Here is a 15,439-nt window from a genome sequence, read left to right on the forward strand (position 1 = left end):
TTTAGACAAGATAATTACAGCCACGATTTAAGCTGATTTATATGGGACAGCCCTGTACTCAGCGCCCACCTAGACTTACGATAAAGTAGCTTTCCTGCGGCTCAATCCTTGTAGGTTCAGAGTGTTACCGCTCTAAAACTCTCCGAAGTATTGTTAACGTAACAAAATTTTTTATTATTGTCCTGATTTATCTGTAGTGGTAGTTTTGCTGTTGTCGTTAAGTCTCCGATTGTATCGATACCCTTTAATATCAAGATAGGACAGCTTTATGACGTACTCTCAGTAGTCATTTTTAGCCCCCTCAGAAGTTGCTTGCTATCAGTATATGCACCGAATACGCCACCCTGCATGGTTATCATTTTTAAGGCGGATTCGTGATTACCAATATCTGTGGCACCGGTACAATCTGCTACCAGGAGACATTCCAGCCCCCGGTCATTAGCGTCTCGCATCGTTGTGTGGACACATACATCAGTTGTGACACCGACGAGGATCAGGTTTTTAACCCCGCGCATATTCAGTATCAGTTCAAGATCTGTTGAATAAAAGGATCCTTTGCCCGGTTTATCGATGATTATTTCCCCGGGGAGCGGGGCCAGCTCAGGAATGACATCCCAACCAGGTTCTCCACGCACAAGGATTCGTCCACAAGGCCCGGGGTCGCCTATACCTGCCCCAATATTTTGTGACCGCCAGCGCTTATTGGGTGGCAGGTCAGATAAATCTGGCCGGTGTCCTTCACGAGTATAAAATACAGGGTATTGCTCTGCTCGCATAACTTTTAGAATGTTTTGTATTGGTTCGATCGGGTTCCGCATAGCCTTCAGGTCATAGCCCATTTTATCAACGTATCCGCCTGGGCTGCAAAAATCTACCTGCATATCAATAACGACTAATGCCGTATTATCCGGCTTGAGATTTCCGTTGTAAGGCCAGTTATAGGGGTTGGCTTTTACCGGACCGCCTTTGACTTCAGAGGCATGGTCTTGTGCAGATTCACCCATGCTCTATGTCTCCGTTTTTACTCGGAAAAATGAAAATCCGAGAAGAGATTTTGGGTTGTGAATAAAGTCTCTTACTGGTTGGGTTGGTTTTGTGGCTTGCGAATCTGCGCCCTGAACTTGAATAAAAATGGTCGCGCCAGCTTTCTGTCAATAACTATCAGTTGAATAAAGATTTGCCAGGCTTCTATGTGCAAGGAACATGATAGTTTCTCGCTAATGAAGTCTCATTCCGTATTGCTTTAAGATTAGTTAAAGTCTGACATGAATTACTGAAATTTCCAGCGGGTCCGATTAAAAATGAACGATACTGTAAATAGTTGATTGTTTGAAGGCGCAAGTATTACTAATCATTATTAATCAATAACTGACCCGACAGGCTGGGGGCGTCAATTTGTGGTAAGAATAATGTAAGATATCTAGTTAGAGCTTCAGGGAAGCCGAACTGGTTTGGTAGCTCCTAAGTATGTATCGCTTTAGTTATGATTACTCATGACCGGTTAGGTACAGAATTCTGGTGGAAAGCTCCTTAGCGGGGTATCTGCCAGGCGTGGACGGTATGATCTTTTCCGAAGGATTTAGGTGCTTCACGGATGTATGTCACTACTTGTGATGGTGAAACACCTGAAAATTTTAACTGCGCCAGTAGTTGTTGGCTGCCGACACTGTCTGGAAGTTGATAGCAACAACCTGGGAAGTGGCAATCAGACTGTCTGCATTCTCTTCATACGCTGATCTTAATTTTCCGCGGACTTCGTCTGAAGGCTGAGTGTACTTGACACCCATTCTGGACAGTTTCATTGCCAGCTCGAAACCTTGCTGTGCATTCTCGGTAATCAGGCTCTCTAGCCAAATATGTGACATGAATATCCCTCTCTAAGTTCAAGTTGACTGTTATTGGCTCTATGGCTGGGAGGGCATAGTGATTCAGTCGATCCCGGACTTCCACAGAAAATAACTGGTTGCTCAGTTCAGCAGGTAGTGACTGATATATTTATTAAATTGTATGAGGTCAAATGAGCCTCTTATTTCGAATTTGACCTTGCCGATTTCCCCAAGATATATTTCGATTTCGCAGTCAAGATCAAACGTGCCGGCGGTCTCGACAGAAAATGCCTGGATTTTATTGTATGGCAAAGAGGTATAGTCGACCTTGGAGCCGGTAATACCTTGGACATTAGCGGTAATAATCCGCTTGTTAGTGAAGACCACTTGATCACGTATGGTTTTGAATCCCGCAAAAATAGATTCTTCGTCGATAAGAAACTTATTGAAGTCATCCCTGGCCTCAGAGATATCAATAGGCTTTAACTTAAAGATGGGTGAGTTATCAAAATCTATCATTGTCTTAGTCTGTTATTGTATTGACTGAAAGGGTAACACTATGGCGCGTTAAATTACAGAGTGCCTAACGGTTTGGGTGGATGACTCTATCCAAATTAATTTAATCAATTGCTGTCATTTTGGCTGATGGATATTGTTTAGTGTTAGTCTCCACTCTCTTTTGAAATCAATGCCAGCGGTGTAGCTATTGTGTGGCCGACATCGAAAATCGCAGTGTGGCTGTTATCTATCTTAATCCGGGTTAGGAGCCGTTTTTTATTTAATTTTGCTGAGGGAGAGTTAATAGAGAATCTCGTCTAGTTTAATGGTGTCATCGTTTTTTCACTTCGGGACGTAGAAAACCAACCTAGATTATTGTTCAACTTGCAGGGCGTCCAAAAACAACTTTACTGTCGGGTGCGCTGCTGCACTTTTATTGTAAGTGACGGCATTTTGAATTTGATAGTGGAACTTCTCTGGCAATAGCGGAGTTAGTGTGCCGGCTTCGACATATTGGCGAGCCAGATACTCGGGCAGAAATCCGACAAAGCAACCGGAGAGTATCATCGCCAGCCTTGCGGCCATATGGTTGGCGGTAGAGCGCTTGGGGAACAGTCGGTATAAATGTGCCGCTCCCGAGAGAACGCTGTGGCTGGGTGCAGCTAACTCCTGTTGTGTGAGGAACTCTTCATCGATGGACGAGGGTTGGGCACAGGGGTGATTGGTGCTGCAGTAAAGGACCGATTGGTGATAGAAAAGCGGTTGGTACTCCAATCCGGGTCTGCGTGAATGTAGGGGATTGATACCTATGTCGGCGCGGCCCGCGAGAATTTCCAACTCCAGCTCCTGAGGTGCTGCCAGTTGCACGGACAGGTGTAGCTGGGGCGCCTTTACTCGCAATTGGGCGATGGTTGAGGGAAGGTCCAATTGTGGAATTTCCAGTACATCATCGGGCATTACCAGACGCAGAGTTCCAGTGAGTTGCGACTGGATCGCATTCACCTGGCTTTTGAATGTGTCCAGGTGTCCATCCAGCTCCAGGACAGCCCGGTACAGGGCTTCACCTTCCGGTGTTAATTTGAAGTCAGCCCTGCCACGGGAGCGCAGGCATAGCTTCATACCCAGGCGGCTCTCTAAATCGGATATATGCACACTAATGGTGGAGCGGCTGATGTTGAGGGTAACCTCGGCCGGCGCCATACCTCCAGCGCGCACAACTTCTCGGAAAACCCGCAATAAACGCAGATCCATATCGCTGAGACGTCCGCCCAGGACATTTTTTGACTTGCTCATCGGTGGTCTTCTCCCCAGTATTCAGTTGCCCTGCAGGCCCATTTTAGTGGCGCTGACTGCGTCGCTGGGGAAGTCTTGTCCAGCGGAATAAGTTAAAGTTTGATAAATATAAACTTTAGTTGGAAAAATACTACTATTCTCCCCAGTCAACTGTGGCCAGAATCGCTACACACTACTAATAACATCTATTTACTAGGATTTTCTCTGTGAAACTAGCAAATGCAGACCTGTTGAAATTTCAGAACTATATTGACGGAGAGTGGCATGATGCTGCGGACACCGTCGACGTGCGCGACCCTGCAAACGGTGAGTTGCTGGGTAGTGTGGCAGATGGCGGTGCGGCTGGTGCTGAAGCCGCTGTGGCTGCGGCGAGTGCAGCTTTCCCGGCATGGAGTCGCTGTACTGCCGGAGAACGCGCCACTGTGCTAAAGCGCTGGTACCAGTTGATTGTGGATAATAGCGATGACCTCGCACTGATTCTCAGTCTGGAACAGGGTAAACCTGTGGCAGAAGCTAAGGGGGAGATTCTGTATGGTGCCTCTTTTATTGAGTGGTTTGCAGAGGAGTGTCGTCGCGCCTACGGCCAGACTATCCCCACCCACAACGCGGCTATGCGCCTGAATACTATCCGCCAACCGGTGGGTGTAGTGTCCTGCATTACTCCCTGGAACTTCCCCAATGCGATGATTACCCGCAAAGCGGGGCCAGCACTGGCTGCGGGTTGTACGGTGGTGATCAAACCGGCTTTGGAAACCCCCCTATCTGCTCTGGCACTGTGCCAGCTGGCTGAAGAGGCGGGTCTGCCAAAAGGCACTATCAATGTGGTTATCGGCAGCGATGCGGCAGGAATCGGTAAAGTGTTGACACAGGATCCGCGGGTGGCCAAGTTCACTTTCACGGGTTCCACCGCGGTGGGCAAATTATTGATGTCTCAGTGCGCGAGCACGGTAAAGAAAATGTCCATGGAACTCGGTGGTAACGCGCCATTTATCGTGTTCGATGATGCCGATATGGACACTGCCATTAGTGCTTGTATGGCGACCAAGTTCCGCAATGCGGGCCAGGTGTGTGTGGCCACCAACCGGATTTACGTCCACGAGTCTGTCCACGATGAGTTTGTTGAGAAACTGCGTGCGCAGGTCGCCGGCCTGAAGATTGGCCACGCTACCGAAGCGGGGGTGACTATGGGGCCTATGATCTATCGCCGTGCGGTGGATCGGGTGCAGGAGTTGGTGCAGGATGCAGTAGCGGCCGGAGCCAAGATTGAGATTGGCGGTGAGCAGTTGGCCAACGGTGAAAACTATTTCGCCCCTACCGTGCTGACTGGAGTAATGGACACTATGCGCATTGCTCAAGAGGAAATTTTTGGTCCTCTGGCGGCGGTACAGAAATTTTCTGATGAAGACGAGGTGATTCGTCGAGCCAACGAAACCCCCTACGGTCTTGCCGCCTATGTGATGAGTGAAAATATTCGCCGCGCTAATCGCGTGGTGGAGGCGCTTGATTACGGCATGATTGCCTGTAACACCGGAGTCTTTTCTACGGCGGTCGCGCCATTTGGTGGAGTCAAAGAGTCCGGGATTGGCCGCGAGGGCGGCGTTGAAGGTATGGCTGAGTTTTACGAGACCAAATACGCCTGCTTTGGCGTATAAGCTTCCGGCCATGAGCACTCATAGCTTGCGCTTGTCCCAAGTGACAAGCGCTTGCACAGATTACTGGGAGCCCGACGCTCCCGCCATTTTTAAAGTGTGACACTTTAGGGAATTTGCGGAGATTGATGCTATGTCTGAGATGCAAACCGATGCTTTCTGGATGCCGTTTACCCCCAACCGTACCTTTAAATCCGCGCCGCGGATTGTAGAGAGCGCAGAGGGGATTTACCTTACCGAAAAAGGAGGCCGCCAGGTTATCGATGCCACGGCGGGTCTGTGGTGTAGTAATGCTGGACACTGTCGCTCAGAAATTGCAGAGGCGATTTACCAGCAGGCAAAGACGCTGGATTACAGTTCTATTTTTAATTTTGGCCACGAGCTGGGCTTTGAATATTCCGAGCGCCTGATTAAGCATACCCCCGATGGCCTGGACCATGTGTTCTTTGGTAATTCGGGTTCCGAGGCGGTGGAGAGCGCATTGAAAATTGCGCTGCAGTATCAACGCGTGCGCGGCAAAGGTACTCGCACTATGTTTATCGGCCGTGAAAAGGGCTATCACGGAGTTAATTTCGGCGGTATTTCTGTCGGTGGAATCGCGCCCAACTACCAGGGTTTTGGCCAGCCGGTAAAAGCCAGCCATATGCGCCACACGCTGGATATCGGGCGCAACGCCTTCAGTCGCGGCCTGCCGGAGCACGGTGTGGAGCTGGCAGAGGACCTGGAGCGCTTGGTGGCTTTCCACGGCGCGGACCAGATAGCGGCGGTTATCGTGGAACCATTCGCAGGTGCTGGCGGTGTGGTATTGCCACCCAAAGGCTATTTGCAGCGTCTGCGTGAGATCTGTGACAAGCACGATCTATTGCTGATTTTTGATGAAGTGATCTCCGGCTGGGGCCGAACCGGTTCTGCATTCGCAGCCACCGAATTCGGCGTGACTCCAGATATGATCACCTCTGCCAAGGGGATTACCAACGCCACCGTTCCCTTGAGCGCGGTGTTTGTGAGTGATGAAATTTACAAGACCGTGATGACTGCGGCCCCCGAAGGTGCCGTTGAGTTTTTCCACGGTTACACCTATTCAGCCCATCCGGTGGCCTGCGCGGCGGGGATGGCGACGCTGGATATCTACGAGCGCGAAGGTCTGCTAACCCGCGCTGCTGGTGAAATTGGCCAGTACTGGGAAAACGCCCTGCACAGCTTGGCAGACCTGGACAACGTAATTGATGTACGCAACTACGGTTTGGTCGGAGCCATTGAACTGCGCGCGCCGCAAGATCTAAAAGGTAAATATGGGGCTAAAGTGTCCGGCATGGCCTGGGAGGCCGGTGTTATGGCCCGAGGAATCGGCGATGCGTTGTGCATGTCCCCGCCGCTGATTATCGAGAAGCATGAGATTGATACCATTGTGGATAAACTACGTGGCTTGATCAGCGCCCTGGTCTGATTTTTTTTGTCGGCAGCCCGCTCGGGCTGCCGCTTTTTGGGGATATTTTCCCCATTCCGTCTGCAGCACCAAGAATAAATCTGACCAATAGTCCAATTAACGCAATAGCCCCGTTGTCGGTTCTAGCTACACTATTAACTGCGGCCTGCGGCGCGGTCATGGTCTTTGCAGAGTAGACCGAATGGCCGCGTTCGTAGGCTGCCTTCGGTATTAGCAACCCGCAACCAGTGAGGGGATTGGAAATAAATTCCAAAAAACTGGTGATCCATGGCCGGGGACTCTTAAATAGGGAAAGCGACATAACCTGGGGACTTTTCTATGTCCACTGAAACTTCTTCCCTCACCACCGGGCCCATTTTGCAGGTGTTGTCTGCAAATTGGTGGCTACTGCTGCTGCGCGGCATTATTGCGGTAATCTTTGGAGTGTTGACCTTTATCTGGCCGAGCTTGTCTCTGCTAACGCTGGTACTGCTCTTCGGTGTGTACGCTTTTTTGGATGGTATTTTTTCTCTGGTAGCCGCAGTGATGGGGCGGCATAAGTCCACGCCATTATGGTGGCTGATTGTCTCAGGTTTGATCAGCTTGGCTGCCGGTATTGTAGCTTTTCTGTTCCCCGGCATTACCGCTTTGGTGCTGGTTATTTTTATCGGCGCTTGGGCGCTGGTGCGGGGCATTTTTGAAATTGTTGGTGCGATTCGGTTACGTAAAGAAATTGATAATGAGTGGCTGTTAATCGCTATCGGAGTCCTTTCGGTTATTTTTGGAATTGCGATTTTAGTTAGTCCTGGAGCTGGGGCTCTGGCACTAGTCTGGGTGATCGGTGCTTACGCCATTATCCTGGGATTGCCGATGATCTGGTTGGCATTCCGTTTGCGCAAGCACAATAAGGCCAGTTCATAGCGAGCTTTAAATAACGCAGTGGAAAACAGGGTTGGCGGGCAGGCAAAGATAGAAGAGGGCCGCTATTAGCATCGCTAATAGCGGCCCTAACTCTGAACAGATTCGTAATTTACTTTCTGTTATTGATGCGCTAATTAATGTTCGTGGTTAAAGTTTAACGGCAATTTTCACCGCCTGCGGCAGTGCTCCCAGTAGCGATTTCCCTTTTTTCTCCAGCGCCATACACAACTGAATACGTTCTTCGGTTTGTGCCAAACTGCGCTGGTAGCCGGGGGTCAGTTCACCGCGCAGGATAAACAGCTGCTGCAGTTCTTGCAGGTGCTGTTTATCACAGAAGGCACTGGCTAAAGCGGGTGTATGGCGGCGAATTTGTGCGGGAATTTTATTCACAACCTTGGAGAAATTGTGCTGCAGCCATTGCCAATGTTGTTCTTGAACTCTGGGTTGGGTCAGAGCGTATTGAATCAAGCCAAAAGATTCCCTCGGGCCCATATCATCACTTAGCACCAGAGCTTGGATAGTTTCCATCTGTTTCGGGTTATTGCTGGCACCAATGGCGCTGGCACTGGCATTTTCGAAACGGGGATCGTCCAGCTCGGTACGAACCTTGATTAGGTGAGTCAGGAATTCCTCACCAGCATCCTGCACCGCCACGCTCAAGGCTGCGCTGTAAAGATCTGAGCTCAGCGCTTTTTTATCGCGGGTGCGATTGTAGCCGGTAAAGGCCACTGCCATTTCCCGCAATTGCTCGCGGGCGTCCGGGTCCTCAGCTACAAGCCCCATAAAACTCAGCAGGTCGCTGTGCAAAATTTGCTGATCGCTGTCGCTGCTATTTGCGCTGTTGTTGAGAATCGGCAGGTAGAGGTTTTGGATGAAGTTCAGGAAAGCAGAGCGCTGGGCTTCATCGAGGTAATTATCGCGGTATTTTTTCAGGTAGCGCAGCGGCATGGTGATGACCTGGCGCTTATCCGTTGTAGCCGACTGGCGTATGACCTCAAGGAGCGGTTTGGCGGTGAGGTTTCCGGACTCAAACGCAGAGAATGCACTGTCGATAATCGAGAGCTGCTCTGTCGAAGAGAAATCAGCAAAATGCTCGATCAATACCAGCCACTGGGCCTGGGGTAAATTCCAGCGATAGTAGCCACTGCCCTGGACATTGGGCATTACCCAGTTTGGGCAGGTTTCTGCGGGAATATCCAGGGTTTCCCTTTTGGCGGATAGAATCTGGCACTGTTGCACGCCGTTATCGGTACTGAAGCAGAAAGGAATACTCCACTTGTCGCCGGCATCGGCAATGGGAGAGCCGAGAGGTTTGTACCGGCTCTGCTGTACCTGCAGTGTGGCTTGGCCGTCCGCGGCGCAGTCTACAAACAGATCCAGTTGTGGAACCCCTTTCTGCTCGACAAAACTGCGGAAGGTTTCGGTCAGCTCCGGGGTATTGGTTTCCTGTCCAATGACTTTGTAGAAAGGGGGTGAGTCGGCCACGCCATCGGAGAAGGTTTCCAGGTAGCGGCCGAGGGCGGGACGGAAATTCTCTGCGCCGAAGTAACTGTCCACCATATGGATGACACCGAGACTCTTTGAGTAGGTAATTGAGTCGTAGGCGTTGCGAATATTATTGTTGTCGGTCACTGGCTCGCGGATCGCGCGGGTACTGGCGAGTGCGTCCAGCTGCATAGCGCCGATGGCATAGGTGGCCGCATTGAGATCGTGACCTTCTTCCGGCTCCATAATAGTTAGGGCGAGTGCCTCGCCCCAAGTGGCAAAGCCCTCTTTCAGCCAGAGGTCATCCCACCAGGGTGGCGTTACCTGATTGCCAAACCACATATGGGCAATCTCGTGGGCGTGAACTTCCACCAGTGCCAGGCGGGTGCCCGGAGCCGGGTTGTCTCCCACCAGAATACGCTGTTCGCGATAGGTGATTGCGGCAGACAGTTCGGTGGCGCCACTCGGCCACTGCGGGGCGGCGATAATATCCAGCTTCTTGAAGGGGTAGGGGCGCTGCAGCTGGGTCTCGAAGGTCTCCACCATCTTCGGGGTGATATCGAGAATATAATTCATATCCTCGCCGCGACCTTTGCGAGCGAAGCCGCGCAGCGGAATTGGTTCCTTGCGGTATTTGCTCGGCGGTATAGCTGCGCGCGCCACTTGGTCGAAGGGGCCTACTGACAATGACAGCAGGTAGGTGGACATGGGGGGCGTGGTGGCGAAGGAGACTCTTTCCATGCCCTCGCCGGCGGGCTCGCGTTTGAGCTCGGGTCCATTACTAATGGCGGCGTAGCCTTTTGGGACCGTAAGATTGATAGAGAAAGGGGCCTTAAGGCCTGGTTCGTCAAAACCTGGTAAATACTTGCGCGCTTGGATCGATTCAGATTTGGCCAGGGCATAGGCATCTCCCTGTTCTTCCACTTTAAACAGTCCTGCCAGGTTGCGATCGAAGGCGGTGCTGTAGTCGATGTAAAGGGCGAAGGTGCCCGCAGCAATTGGCTCTGCAAATTCAATCGCGGCGACACCGCTGTCGAGGACTTCTCGATATTGGCCTGCAATCTGGCGACCGTCGTCCAGTTGCGCGTAGACTTTGCTCACTGCAAGGTTTTTGCCGTGGAGCCAAATATGATTAGCGGTGCTCTCCAGCTGGATATCGATTTCAACCTTACCGCTAAAGGTGTCTTTGCGCGGGTCCAGCAGCAAGTCGAGTCGGTATGCCAGAGGTGTGGTTCCCTGTGGCAGTCGACCCTGGGGAGCATCACGGATGTCCAGAGCCTTTGCTGCGGCTTCATGGCTCGAGGCTGTGGGTTCCGATACGTTTTCCGCTGGATTACAGCCCGCCATGGATAGCAGCGCCGCAGCCAGCAGGGCGAGCGGGATATTCTTTTTCATAGGGTATGGAGATCACTCGGCCAAAAAGCTGATTGTACCGATTTGACGAAAAATTACGCGCAGCAATCCGGTGAGCGCAGAGTCAGGCGGAGCGACACCCGGCAGAGGCCTGCCGGGTGTCGCTTGGTGCTACAGGTGAGGCACCGTCAAACTGGAAACCTTGCTACTGCTATAAGGCACGCTGATGGTGTAGTTGGTGTCTTCTGGCTTTTGATAGACATAGCCTTGGGTGTCGATCGCCAGGAACACCCGGTGGCCCGCCGGCACATCGTAGCTGGTGGTGAAAAGCTCCACTTCAATTTTTTGCTTTTTACCCGTTTGCTCTGAGTGCAGGGTGATCGGGGCATGGGTGATTAGGCGTCCTAATCCGAGGGGGCCGACATCGTAGAGGTGCAGGTTCAGTTGTACTTCCTCTTTGCTGGGCTCTACCCACATTTCCAGTTTTGGCTCGCCGCGAATCTTGAGGGTTTCCCACTGAACGGGAGACTTGTACTCAATTGCGTAGTAGCCGTTGATAGCGATCATGGGCGCGTATACTGGAATACCAAAACCCTCTAGCGCATCGGATACTAGCGGAATACCGGTACCGGCAAAGGTATCGGCGCCGCCGTGGAATTCATTGGTCCAGCTCCACCCGTCGTACTTGTCACTGTCCATACGGGCCGTGTTGAAGAGGGTAAAGCGCGGCTGCAGATACCAGGTGGTACTCTCTTCAGTGACCGGGTAATCCTCGAACTGCTCCAGTTTATTACTGATACGTACGGTCATATCGACTTTGGGTTCAGTATCAATGCCGTTGTTTTCGCCCTTCAGGTGGTGGTCAAACCAGCGGAAACTGGTGGACCAGATATGGCCGTTATTACCGGTAAGGGTTTCAGTAATCGCGTGGGTACCCGGGTTTAGCATCAGTTTTTTAGGCCCTTCGAGTAGGGAATAAAAGTCTGTCATGCTGTTGGGCTTGAATAGGTAATCGGCAAAATTATTTGATAGCAGAACTGCGGTTCCGTTTTGATTGATTTCGTCGACGTAGCTTACCGCTGAGCGCTGGGCGCCGAACTGGGTTACCTGCTCCAGATTTTGGCCACTGCGCAGATCGCTCCATACTTGCTCTAACTCAGCCTCTTTGTGGAAAGCGCTGGTTACCAGCAGAGTTCCCCAAACCAGGTTAACGGTTTCATTGGGATACAGGGCTTCGATCACATCGGCCCAGCCGGATAACGCGGCCACAGCATCTACGCGCGGATGCTTGGCGGCACTGAGAAGAGAAATACCGCCGCCGTAGGAAATGCCGGCCATGCCCAGTTTGCCAACTGGGTAATTGGCTTCCAGCCAGTCGATCAGGACCCCGACGTCGGAGAGGCTGTTATCTCCTGCCACGTCTACCAAGCCCTCGGATTGGCCAAAACCGCGGGTGGAATAACTGAGCACCAGATAGCCATTTTCTGCCATTTCTTTGGCCTGGAAATGATACTGGTGTTTTTCCAGCCCCCAGCTATTGGTGAAAATAACCGTGGGGTAGCCCCCAGCTGGTGCGGGGGTTTCAGGGACAAACAGGTTTGCATCCAGAACTGTGCCGTCAAAAGAAGTGATATCTACGTCGGCGATATATTCTGGTGCCGACCAGGCATGGGCTGACATCAGGGCGCCGCTAAGCAGCGCCAGGAGCGGTTTGTAATTCATTATTTTCTCTCATCTAATATAAATATTATTATTATTGACCAGGAATTACTTCCCAGTCGGCTGCGTACTATAGAAGCTAGTCCTAGTTTTGTACGTAAATAGAGCTAAAAATGAGACGTTTGTCTCGCTCATTGTCGCAATCCACACCGGAAAATTCGCCCTGAATATTTAAATTTTTTGTGGCTCCATAGTCACATATAAATAACCGAAAAGTTGTTTTGTGATCAGATTGTTCTTTTTTTGATCAGCTAAAACCGTTACTGTGTCGTCTTCGCTAATCGGCTAAGGAGGGCTTCGGCAACAATGACGCGGTGGTCAGAGCTATGGTTTCTAGATCGGTTGTTTTATTAGTACTTTATTTCGGCATCTTTGCCTCGGTCTTCGCTTCGCCGCGCTATTTGGGCGAAGAGATATGGTATGAAGTTGAGAGTGAAAATTTCCGAGTGATCACCGACGGTGATCCCGATGCAGTAAAAAGCCTGGTAGCGGATCTTGAGCGTTATCGCGCCGTCGCTGTCGAGTTCCTCGATGTGGATCGCAATAGTCCCAAGCTGACGGTTTATGCTGCGGGAGACCGCGATACCTACGCCGGACTGGTGGGCGAAGAGCTTGCTGAAATGACCAACGGCTTGTTTGATACTTCCGCTGAAGGGAACTACGCGCTGGTGAATTTGGATGGCCGCAGCGCCGAGCGGCAGCTGAAGGCACGCGAATTCCTTTTCCATGAGTACACCCACTTCCTTAGCTATAACGGCAACACCGTGCATTTCCCCTATTGGTATAGCGAGGGGTTTGCCGAGTTTATGGCCACCATGTCTTTCCCTGAAAAGGGCCGCTACGAACTGGGGGAGATTCCGCAAGAGCGCGCCATGACCCTGATGTATACGGGCTTGATGCCTTTGGATACTTTGTTGCGGGCGACGGTTTACAACACCGATGATGAGGAGAAGGCCGATGTTTACGCCAGTGGCTGGCTGCTGTCTCACTGGTTAATGTTGGAAAGTGGCAAAGCGAACAACTTCAGCCAGTTTGTGCAGGCCTACAACGATGGCGCCGATCCAATAAAGGCACTGGAAAAGTCGCTGAAAATGTCGGTTTCCGATATTGAGAAAGCGTATGTTGCCGCATTTGATTCGGGGGAATATGAGGTGATCAGTGGGGAAATTCCCACGGATTTTGAAGAGGCCAAGCCCACAGTAAAACGTCTCAGCAAGCGCAGTGCGATTACGGTACTGGCGGGCTTTATTGCCCAGTCGGGCTATAACCTGCAGGCGCTCGAAGACTTGATCACTTATGCCTATCACACCGGCGTGTACAGCACTCAGCTGGCTGCGATTAAGGCGAGTGCCGATCTTCGTATTGGCGACTTCCCACAGGCTAGCCATCTATTGGCGAGCGTACCGCGCAGTGACCGCCAGCAACCCTGGTATCTCAGCGCTCACGCCTGGCTTACCGTGAACCAGCAGGCCGTAGTGCCCGATCAAGGCAGGGATTTACGCAGTCTAAAAAAAGCTCGTGAAGAATTCAGCTATCTGGTGGAGAAGGAACCGCAAAATGCCTCTCACTGGTTTGGCTTGGCAATGGCTATGGAGATGCTGGACTATCCCCGCAAAGAATATATTGGAAAATTGGAGCAGGCCTACGAGCGCGCACCTCGTGAGCTGCATATCGCCCAATGGCTGGCCGAAGAACTCTACCAACAGAAAGATGCGGACTACTTTGCCCGAGTGGCAAAGCCGCTGATGTTCGAGCTTCCCGATGAGGAGCAGAACAACCAAATAAAAATGAGGCTGGCGGAGCTACAGGGCAAACCCAAATCGTCATAATGACAATAAGATCGCTTACCAAATAACAAAGGCTTGTCACTCTGTGTAAGAGACATCCGACATTCGCCAACGTATATTTGCCCGGCAATTGAGTTTGCCGGGCATTTTTTTTGCGGGATCATTTTTCTTTAAACTGGTACGATTTTCTGTAACAGCGGCAAGTCCACAAGAGTGAAGTGCACGGTACTGCCCGTTGCGATACTTCTCATAAAATAAGAAAGGGTGCACCGTGCGCAGAAAACTGCTTCCCATTATTTTTCTTTTACTGACCCCTGTACTGTTATTTTCCGGTTGTGAGCAGGCCGAAATACCCGTTGCCAAAAGCGAGGGGAATTTAGCGGAAACGACACAGACAGCAGAGCCCTCAATGGCGGCTTCACAGCAGCAGGCACCACAAAAGCCGGCATTCGAAAACTACATAGAGCTGGGAGATTTAGCCGCGTTGAGAAAGCGGGGCCGATTGCGCTTGTTGTCGCTGAGGGGCCCACTGGAGAGTGCCTTACCGCGCGAAGGGCTGCCTATGAACGAATGGCGACAGCTTGCGCAAAAGTTTGCCCACAGCCGGGGTTTGCGCCCTCAGTGGGTGTATGTGGATAACTTTGCTGAACTGATCCCTGCACTTATCGAAGGCCGCGGGGATGTGATTGCAACGAATTTTTCACGCACCGAAGAGCGCAAGGCACTATTGGCTTTTACTCGCCCGCTGGAATATGTCAGCGAATTATTGATTACCCGCCGGGCGACAGACATACAAGATCAGCCTTTACAGGTAGCACTACGCCGAGGCAGTGCTTTTGCTGAGACTCTGTCTCAAGGCGCTGCAACGCAATCTTATGAAGTCACTTATCTGGATGGTTCTGTCGACAACGAGACACTTCTCGGAGCTATTTCAGCCGGGCAATACCCAGCAACGATTATTGATAGCAACTTAGCCGAAGCACTTTTGCCCGCCTACCCACAGCTGGTAAGCAGTGCCGAACTCAACTCCCGCAGAGCAATTGCCTGGGCGGTACGCCGCGATTCCACCGTCCTCCGTCGTGAGCTCAACGAATTTTTTACGGCTGAACTGGTACTGGCCAGCCAGAACCGCAAGCAACCCCTGAGGAACTGGCTGGAAGTTAAAGAGAGCGGCACCCTTAGGGTCCTTACTCGCAACCACCCGGCTTCGTACTTTATCTGGCGTGGCGAACTGATGGGGTTTGACTATGATTTGCTGAAAAAATTTGCCCGCGACCACAAGTTGCGTCTGAGTATGGTTGTGCCGGACCCGGATATGGATCTGGCTGAGGCGCTACAAGCGGGAATGGGCGATATGGTGGCGGCGTCCCTCACTATTACCGAGGCACGCCGCCAACAGGGTTTGGAAGTTTCCAGGCCTTATATGAAGCAACACTTCGGACAGTTTCATGCAGCTATAGCCCCATAGTCACTGTACCGCTC

The 15,439-nt window shown here is 51.4% G+C and carries 11 protein-coding genes; 5 read left to right on the top strand and 6 right to left on the bottom strand.

From position 1 onward, the window contains the following. Positions 1-266 precede the first annotated feature (266 nt). The 4 genes from biuH to MO867_RS16940 all read right to left on the bottom strand — a co-directional run bounded on the left by biuH (position 267) and on the right by MO867_RS16940 (position 3,617). Positions 267-1,004 carry a biuret amidohydrolase gene (gene biuH, locus MO867_RS16925; RefSeq protein WP_252471302.1) on the bottom strand — a complete coding sequence of 246 codons (738 nt, stop codon included), beginning with the start codon at positions 1,002-1,004 and terminating at the stop codon, positions 267-269. Between the two features lie 630 nt (positions 1,005-1,634). Then, positions 1,635-1,865, bottom strand: a complete 231-nt coding sequence (locus MO867_RS16930) for a hexameric tyrosine-coordinated heme protein (protein WP_252471304.1) — start codon at positions 1,863-1,865, stop codon at positions 1,635-1,637. Positions 1,866-1,967: 102 nt separating this feature from the next. Further along, on the bottom strand, positions 1,968-2,345 hold the full coding sequence (locus MO867_RS16935) for a PH domain-containing protein (protein ID WP_252471305.1): 378 nt from the start codon (positions 2,343-2,345) through the stop codon (positions 1,968-1,970). 351 nt (positions 2,346-2,696) lie between these two features. Then, entirely contained in the window at positions 2,697-3,617 is a 921-nt protein-coding gene (locus MO867_RS16940) for a LysR family transcriptional regulator (protein ID WP_252471307.1), read from the bottom strand. 206 nt (positions 3,618-3,823) lie between these two features. Between MO867_RS16940 and MO867_RS16945 the strand changes: the two genes are divergently transcribed. The 3 genes from MO867_RS16945 to MO867_RS16955 all read left to right on the top strand — a co-directional run bounded on the left by MO867_RS16945 (position 3,824) and on the right by MO867_RS16955 (position 7,613). Further along, positions 3,824-5,269: an NAD-dependent succinate-semialdehyde dehydrogenase gene (locus tag MO867_RS16945; protein ID WP_309143314.1), complete on the top strand. Its 1,446-nt coding sequence runs from the start codon at positions 3,824-3,826 to the stop codon at positions 5,267-5,269. A gap of 130 nt (positions 5,270-5,399) precedes the next feature. Then, positions 5,400-6,713 carry an omega-aminotransferase AptA gene (gene aptA / locus MO867_RS16950; protein WP_252471309.1) on the top strand — a complete coding sequence of 438 codons (1,314 nt, stop codon included), beginning with the start codon at positions 5,400-5,402 and terminating at the stop codon, positions 6,711-6,713. Between the two features lie 318 nt (positions 6,714-7,031). Beyond that, positions 7,032-7,613 (top strand): HdeD family acid-resistance protein, encoded by a 582-nt coding sequence (locus MO867_RS16955; protein ID WP_252471312.1) that lies wholly within the window; start codon positions 7,032-7,034, stop codon positions 7,611-7,613. Positions 7,614-7,760: 147 nt separating this feature from the next. Here the strand turns inward: MO867_RS16955 and MO867_RS16960 are convergent, their stop codons facing one another. After that, positions 7,761-10,493: a M1 family metallopeptidase gene (locus tag MO867_RS16960; protein WP_252471315.1), complete on the bottom strand. Its 2,733-nt coding sequence runs from the start codon at positions 10,491-10,493 to the stop codon at positions 7,761-7,763. A gap of 129 nt (positions 10,494-10,622) precedes the next feature. Further along, entirely contained in the window at positions 10,623-12,173 is a 1,551-nt protein-coding gene (locus tag MO867_RS16965) for an alpha/beta fold hydrolase (protein WP_252471317.1), read from the bottom strand. 323 nt (positions 12,174-12,496) lie between these two features. On the opposite strand from MO867_RS16965, the gene MO867_RS16970 reads away from it, so the two are divergent. Next, a complete protein-coding gene (locus tag MO867_RS16970) occupies positions 12,497-13,999 on the top strand; it encodes a hypothetical protein (protein ID WP_252471319.1) in 1,503 nt (500 codons plus the stop codon). A 229-nt stretch (positions 14,000-14,228) separates the two neighbouring features. After that, the gene (locus MO867_RS16975) at positions 14,229-15,425 is read left to right on the top strand and encodes a transporter substrate-binding domain-containing protein (protein ID WP_252471321.1); all 1,197 of its coding nucleotides are present in this window, start codon (positions 14,229-14,231) and stop codon (positions 15,423-15,425) included. Positions 15,426-15,439 lie beyond the last annotated feature (14 nt).

The organism is Microbulbifer okhotskensis, assembly GCF_023895975.1.
Taxonomy (GTDB): domain Bacteria; phylum Pseudomonadota; class Gammaproteobacteria; order Pseudomonadales; family Cellvibrionaceae; genus Microbulbifer; species Microbulbifer okhotskensis.

Coding starts and splice junctions, on each gene's coding strand:
- MO867_RS16955 (WP_252471312.1), top strand. CDS start 7,032: ATGTCCACTGAAACTTCTTCCCTCACCACCGGGCCCATTTTGCAGGTG.
- MO867_RS16970 (WP_252471319.1), top strand. CDS start 12,497: ATGGTTTCTAGATCGGTTGTTTTATTAGTACTTTATTTCGGCATCTTT.
- MO867_RS16935 (WP_252471305.1), bottom strand. CDS start 2,345: ATGATAGATTTTGATAACTCACCCATCTTTAAGTTAAAGCCTATTGAT.
- biuH (WP_252471302.1), bottom strand. CDS start 1,004: ATGGGTGAATCTGCACAAGACCATGCCTCTGAAGTCAAAGGCGGTCCG.
- aptA (WP_252471309.1), top strand. CDS start 5,400: ATGTCTGAGATGCAAACCGATGCTTTCTGGATGCCGTTTACCCCCAAC.
- MO867_RS16940 (WP_252471307.1), bottom strand. CDS start 3,617: ATGAGCAAGTCAAAAAATGTCCTGGGCGGACGTCTCAGCGATATGGAT.
- MO867_RS16960 (WP_252471315.1), bottom strand. CDS start 10,493: ATGAAAAAGAATATCCCGCTCGCCCTGCTGGCTGCGGCGCTGCTATCC.
- MO867_RS16965 (WP_252471317.1), bottom strand. CDS start 12,173: ATGAATTACAAACCGCTCCTGGCGCTGCTTAGCGGCGCCCTGATGTCA.
- MO867_RS16930 (WP_252471304.1), bottom strand. CDS start 1,865: ATGTCACATATTTGGCTAGAGAGCCTGATTACCGAGAATGCACAGCAA.